Annotated in this window: 5 protein-coding genes and 1 pseudogene; 2 read left to right on the forward strand and 4 right to left on the reverse strand. The window is 58.0% G+C overall.

From position 1 onward, the window contains the following. The 4 genes and pseudogenes from L598_RS19570 to L598_RS19590 form a co-directional block, all read right to left on the reverse strand. A pseudogene (locus L598_RS19570) lies at positions 1-74 on the reverse strand (electron transfer flavoprotein subunit beta/FixA family protein); the annotation flags it as partial. A gap of 9 nt (positions 75-83) precedes the next feature. After that, positions 84-2,087, reverse strand: a complete 2,004-nt coding sequence (locus tag L598_RS19575) for an acetyl/propionyl/methylcrotonyl-CoA carboxylase subunit alpha (protein WP_144865400.1) — start codon at positions 2,085-2,087, stop codon at positions 84-86. Between the two features lie 228 nt (positions 2,088-2,315). Next, on the reverse strand, positions 2,316-3,848 hold the full coding sequence (locus L598_RS19585; RefSeq protein ID WP_144865404.1) for an acyl-CoA carboxylase subunit beta: 1,533 nt from the start codon (positions 3,846-3,848) through the stop codon (positions 2,316-2,318). Further along, positions 3,848-4,429: a biotin transporter BioY gene (locus L598_RS19590; RefSeq protein WP_144865406.1), complete on the reverse strand. Its 582-nt coding sequence runs from the start codon at positions 4,427-4,429 to the stop codon at positions 3,848-3,850. The genes L598_RS19585 and L598_RS19590 overlap by 1 nt, the downstream gene beginning before the upstream one ends. 153 nt (positions 4,430-4,582) lie before the next feature. On the opposite strand from L598_RS19590, the gene L598_RS19595 reads away from it, so the two are divergent. Both L598_RS19595 and L598_RS19600 read left to right on the forward strand, forming a co-directional pair. Next, positions 4,583-5,995, forward strand: coding sequence for a short-chain fatty acyl-CoA regulator family protein (locus L598_RS19595; protein WP_144865408.1), 1,413 nt, complete (start codon positions 4,583-4,585; stop codon positions 5,993-5,995). Between the two features lie 177 nt (positions 5,996-6,172). Beyond that, entirely contained in the window at positions 6,173-6,415 is a 243-nt protein-coding gene (locus L598_RS19600) for a hypothetical protein (protein WP_246658846.1), read from the forward strand. The last annotated feature ends 101 nt before the right edge of the window (positions 6,416-6,516 follow it).

Genomic DNA, 6,516 nt, shown 5'->3' on the forward strand with positions numbered 1-6,516 from the left:
CCCGAGCCGTCCGCCTTCACGCGAGGCTTAACATTCGCATCGATAACCCGCTTTACCGGGACAACTACTTTCATGGGAAGCTCCTACTCGAATTCCAAAATTGGCTCATCAACGGCGAGGCTCGCTCCGGCCTTGGCGGCGATCCGCTTGATTGTTGCACGCCGTTCGGCGCGCAACACGTTCTCCATCTTCATGGCCTCGATGGTGGCTAGAATCTGCCCGACTTCGACGGGATCGCCTTCGGAAACAGCAATCGTGGTGACTACACCGGGCATGGGGCAAAGCAGCAGCTTCGACGTATCTGGTGGCTGCCTTTTCGGCATCAGACGGGCCAGTTCTGCGATGCGCGGACTGCGCACATGGGCGACGACATCCATGCCGCGCCAACGCAGCCGATGGCCTGTTCCGGATCGCGCCGTTTTGATTGACAGGGATTCACCGCTGATCGCAAAAACCGCATGCGATCGTCCAGGCAGCCAGTCGCTCGCAACGATCAAGCGCATGCCATCATCAAAGATTACCGCTATGCTATTCTCTTCATCTCGCACCGTGAGCGAAAAGGCCTGGTCGTTGAGTGTGACGATCCAGTTTTGGGGGACTCTTCTGCGATCATTGTCCACCGTCCCGGAGATGAGAATATTGCGATGCTGGATTTTCCAGTTCGTATATGCCGCGACCGCAACGAGTTTGCGTGCATCTGCGTCGCCAGGGACAGCGCCGGAAAAGCCATCGGGAAACTCTTCGGCGATAAATGCGGTGCTCAACCTCCCTTCCTGGAATCGGGGATGGTTCATGACGGCTGAGAGGAATGGCAAGTTATGGCCGATGCCTTCCACCTCGAAGTCGTCCAGAGCCTCGGACATGGCGCGAATGGCGGTCGGCCGGTCGGGCGCCCAGGCACAGAGCTTGGCGATCATCGGGTCGTAATACATCGAGATTTCGGATCCTTCGACCACGCCGGTATCGTTGCGGATCAATGAACCGTCTGCGCGCTGTTCTTCCGCCGGCGGCCGGTAACGCGTCAGGCGACCGATTGACGGCAGGAAATTGCGATACGGGTCCTCGGCATAGAGGCGGCTTTCGATCGCCCAGCCGTTAAGCCGCACGTCCTCTTGGCCGATCCGCAGCTTCTCCCCGGCTGCAACACGGATCATTTCCTCGACCAGATCGAGACCAGTGATAAGTTCCGTCACCGGATGCTCGACTTGAAGCCGGGTATTCATTTCGAGGAAATAAAAGTTGCAGTCGCAATCGACGATGAACTCGACGGTACCTGCCGAGTAATAGCCGACAGCCTTGGCAAGGGCGACGGCCTGTTCGCCCATCGCGCGCCGCGTCGCCTCGTCGAGAAATGGCGACGGCGCCTCCTCTATGATCTTCTGGTTGCGGCGCTGGATCGAGCATTCGCGCTCGCCTAGATAAATGAGGTTGCCATGCTGATCACCGAGTACCTGGATCTCGATGTGGCGTGGCTCCGTGATAAATTTTTCGATGAATATCCGCTCGTCACCGAAGGCATTCCTGGCTTCATTTCGCGAAGATCGGAAACCTTCTCGTGTCTCATCCTCGTTCCAGGCAATGCGCATGCCCTTGCCACCGCCGCCGGCCGATGCCTTGATCATCACCGGAAAGCCGATCTGGCTGGCGATACGAACTGCTTCTTCGGGATTCTCGATCAGGCCCATGTGGCCAGGTACCGTAGAGACACCAGCTGATGCGGCGATCTTCTTGGAGGTGATCTTGTCGCCCATCGCTTCGATCGCGACCGGCGGGGGTCCGATGAAAGCCACGCCCTTGGCCTGGAGCGCATCGGCGAAATTTGCATTCTCCGACAGGAAGCCGTAGCCAGGATGAACGGCATCAGCACCGGTGGCCTTCACGGCATCGAGGACATTCGCAATGCTAAGATAAGATTGAGGAGACGCGGCAGGACCGACATGGACCGCCTCGTCCGCCTGCCGGACATGAAGAGCGTCACGGTCTGCATCGGAATAAATCGCGACCGTGACTATACCCAGTTTCTTGGCCGTCTTGATTATCCGGCATGCGATCTCGCCGCGGTTGGCTATGAGGATTTTGTTGAACATGAAACCTCAGAATCGATGACAAACACTTTTGGTTCGCTGCCCTGTCGCCAGTCCAAGCCGGCGCGACCGAGGGTTCTGGGCAGATCAACTACACAAAGGCACCAGTCCATCTGACCTTCATGTTCCACCCACACCAGTTCTTCGAACCCTCCGACGAGATGCGCGAGTTCTCGAGGCGTCGAGTAACTCTCATCACCGCGAACGACCTGAACGCAGGTCAATGCGTTTTCACAACGGAATCGTGTCATGCTTCTTCCAGCGCATTGCGACACTCTTGCCGCGCAGGGCGGCAAAGGCACGCGCGATCCGTTTGCGCGAGGAATGCGGCATGATCACTTCATCGATGAAGCCACGTTCGGCGGCGATGAAGGGGTTGGCGAAACGCTCTTCATATTCCTTGGTACGTGCCGCGAGCTTTCCCGGATCGCCAAGTTCGGAGCGATAGAGGATTTCGGCAGCACCCTTGGCGCCCATAACCGCGATCTCGGCCGTGGGCCAGGCATAGTTGACGTCGGCACCGATGTGTTTCGACGCCATCACGTCGTAGGCGCCGCCATAGGCCTTACGCGTGATCAGCGTCACCATCGGCACGGTGGCCTGGGAATAGGCAAAGAGCAGCTTGGCGCCGTGCTTTATGACGCCGCCATATTCCTGACTTGTTCCAGGCAGGAAGCCCGGTACGTCGACCAGCGTCAGGATCGGAATGTCGAAGGCATCGCAGAAGCGCACGAACCGGGCCGCTTTGCGCGCCGAATCGATATCGAGACATCCGGCCAGCACCATCGGCTGGTTGGCCACCACCCCCACTGATCGGCCTTCGAGGCGAAGGAAACCGATAACAATGTTCCTGGCGAAGGCAGCCTGAATTTCGTAGAAATCGCCTTCGTCGGCAATTGCAGTAATCAGTTCCCTCATGTCGTAGGGTTTGCTGGCGTTTTCCGGCACCAGCGTATCAAGACGTAGTTCAATACGCTCTGGATCGTCGTAGAAAGGTCGCACCGGCGGTTTTTCGCGATTGTTCAGCGGCAGGAAATCGAAAAGACGCCGCACCTCCTCCAGGGCTTCGACATCGTTTTCGAAAGCCCCGTCCGCGACCGACGACCTTTGCGTGTGCGTCGTCGCACCGCCGAGTTCCTCCGCGGTCACGATTTCATTCGTCACCGTCTTCACCACGTCAGGACCGGTCACGAACATGTAGGAGGAATTCCGTACCATGAAGATGAAGTCAGTCATGGCCGGCGAATACACTGCACCTCCCGCACACGGGCCCATGATCACGGATATCTGCGGGACAACGCCGGAAGCATCTACATTGCGCTTGAAGACTTCCGCATAGCCGGCAAGCGAGGCAACACCCTCCTGGATGCGCGCTCCGCCGCTATCATTGAGGCCGACGACTGGAGCGCCGTTGCGCAGCGCCATATCCATGATCTTGCAGATCTTCTGGGCATGGGTTTCCGAAAGGGAACCACCGAGCACCGTAAAATCCTGGGAAAAGACATAGACGAGCCGGCCGTTGATTGTTCCCCAGCCCGTCACCACGCCATCCCCGGCAACCTTCCGGGCAGCCATGCCGAAGTCGGTCGCGCGATGAGTGACGTACATGTCGTATTCCTCGAACGACCCTTCGTCGAGGAGCACTTCGAGCCGTTCGCGGGCCGTCAATTTTCCCTTGGAATGCTGCGCGTTAATGCGCTCCTGCCCGCCGCCGAGGCGGGCCTGCGCGCGGCGCGCCTCGAGCTGTTCGAGAACGGCCCGCATCAGTGTCCAGCCTTACCTTTAAGTGCCTTCCAGGCCATGGGAAAGAGCAGCGCCGCGAGCATGGCCTTTACGATATCGCCCAAGATGAACGGATAAAGGCCGAATTCCAGCACCGGCTTGTCGAATCCAATAACCAAGCCGAGCCACACGAGACCGGGAACATAGATGACGGCTCCAGCCAAAAGCGCCGCGGTCATGGCCGTGACAGGGTGGCGGTCCCAGCCGCGGACCGCCAACATGCCGGCGAGCAGCACGGCCGGCAGATAACCGAGAAGGTACCCGCCAGTCGGCCCCATCATATAGGCGAGCCCGACGCCCTTCTCTGGGGTGCCCGCAAGGACCGGCAGGCCCGCGACACCTTCGGCAAGATAGAGGAGCACCGCTGCCCCTCCCCGCGCCGGCCCAAGCGCGAGGCCGAGCCCGATCACGACGAACGTCTGCATCGTCAGCGGCACCGGGTAAAAGGGTACCGAGATTTTCGCCGAGACGGCCAATAGAAGCGAGCATGCGACAACCGTCGTCATCTGCCCCGCGAAGGAATTCCAGCGGCGCTGCTTCGCTACTGACTCGTAAAACGTCATTGAAATATCCTCCCGGCAGAGCTGATCTAGTGGATGCGCATTTAAATCTGCCGCCAAGAGAATTTAAATCTGCCGCCAAGAGAACAGAAAGCTTGAAAAGGTACACAAGCGTACTGTAGATTTATGCAAATCGGAAAATTGCGAATTTGCGAAATGGCAGCAGGAAAGCTTTATATTGGCCGTAAGGTCCGCGAACTCAGGGAAGCCAACAAGATCACACAGGCTGCCTTTGCTGAGCGGCTTGGCATCTCAACGAGCTATCTAAACCAGATCGAAAATAATCAGCGCCCTGTCTCCGCCGCGGTGCTTCTGTCGCTGGCCGAAAAATTCCAAATCGATATCAAATCGATATCTGCCGGAGACAATGACCGTTTGCTTTCGGCTCTTGTAGAGGCGCTAGCTGATCCGCTGTTCGAAGGCTATTCACCCAGTCTACAGGAACTCAAGCTCGTCGTTCAGAACGCGCCCGGTTTTGCCCATTCGCTGATCAGTTGCCATCAGGCCTATAGGCGAAACAGCGAGCAACTCGCGAGCTTCGACGATCAGCTAGGCCGGGCCAGTGCATTTGCGGAACCTACGGCCTATGAGGAGGTCCGCGATTTTTTTCATTTCGTCGACAACTACATCCACGATCTCGATATTGCAGCCGAGCGGTTGGCAGTGAACCTGACTATTCCGGAGCGTGATGCCGGCGCTGTCCTTGCGGAATATCTGGAGAGCAGGCATGGCGTCCGCATCGTGCGCGCCGCGCCGGGAGAAGAGTTCCTGAGGCGCTACGATCCTGGCTCGCGGGCGCTGTTCCTTAACCCTTATTCACCCGCCGCGACCAGGACTTTTCAGATGGCGTTCCAGATTGCGGCAATGGAGCAGCAGGCCAATGTAGAGAATATAGTAAAACGCGCTGAATTCCGGTCAGTCGAGGCGGCTGAAATCTGTAGGATAGGATTGCAGAACTACTTCGCCGGCGCTTTGGTATTGCCCTATCAGACTTTCGTGTCAACTGCGAAGGACCTGCGCCACGACCTCGAACTGCTGGCTGCCCGGTTCGGCGCCAGCCTGGAGCAAGTCGCTCATCGGCTTTCGACTTTACAGCGGCCAGGACTGAAAGGAATTCCGGTTTTCTTCGCCACGATCGACCGGGCGGGCAACATCACAAAACGACACAGTGGTGCCAAACTTCAATTCGCTCGGTTCGGCGCAGCCTGTCCGCTCTGGAACGTACATCAGGCGTTTGAAGTGCCGGGACGGCTCATTCGGCAACTTGCCGAGACGCCGGACGGAGTTCGCTATCTCTCGATCGCAACAGAGGTAAGTAAGACCGGAGGCGGATATCGTGCACCACGTCGCCGTTACGCAATTGCCCTCGGCTGCGAAATTTCCTACGCAAAGGATTTTGTCTATGCCGATGGACTGGACCTGACCAGCCGTATCGCATTCGAACCTATCGGTATCTCCTGCCGCATTTGTGAGCGTACGACTTGTCCTCAGCGAGCCGTACCACCTCTAAAAACGAGGCTAAAGGTCGATCATTATTCCCGATCGATCTTGCCTTACGTGATTCCCTAATGTTCGCGTTCTCTAGCGCCAGCGCGGCCGCTGTCATATCCGTGAAGAACGTGACGTTGGACTTGTGCGATAAGGTTAGGGCTGCTTCGACGATGATCACCTGGACCGCTCTAAAAACCTCGCGTTTTCGGCTGGGATTTGATTCCATCGCCGCGCTGATTTGCACGGAGATGGTGGATGCGGGGACAGGCCGGTTTCTGGGACATCGATGAGCGTTATGCGCGACTGAGCGAAGCCGGTGATCCACTGGAGAAGCTGAGCAGCGTCGTGCCGTGGGAGATGTTTTGCAAGCCGCTGGCCAAGGCGTTGAAGTGTTCGGATGGCGCGAAGGGCGGCCGTCCGCCCTATGATACGGTGATGATGTTCAAGATCCTGGTGCTGCTGATCGGCCCCCACGGACGGGTCCAATTTGATTGTTAGTGCAATGATGGTCGCGGCGCCAGCGCGGGCGGCATTGCTGGTTGGGGTTGCAGGGCCGCCCGCGCGAATGCCGGGATGAAGACCTCGGGTGCCGGCGGCTT

This window comes from Mesorhizobium sp. J18 (assembly GCF_007829525.1).
Taxonomy (GTDB): Bacteria; Pseudomonadota; Alphaproteobacteria; order Rhizobiales; family Rhizobiaceae; genus VLJP01.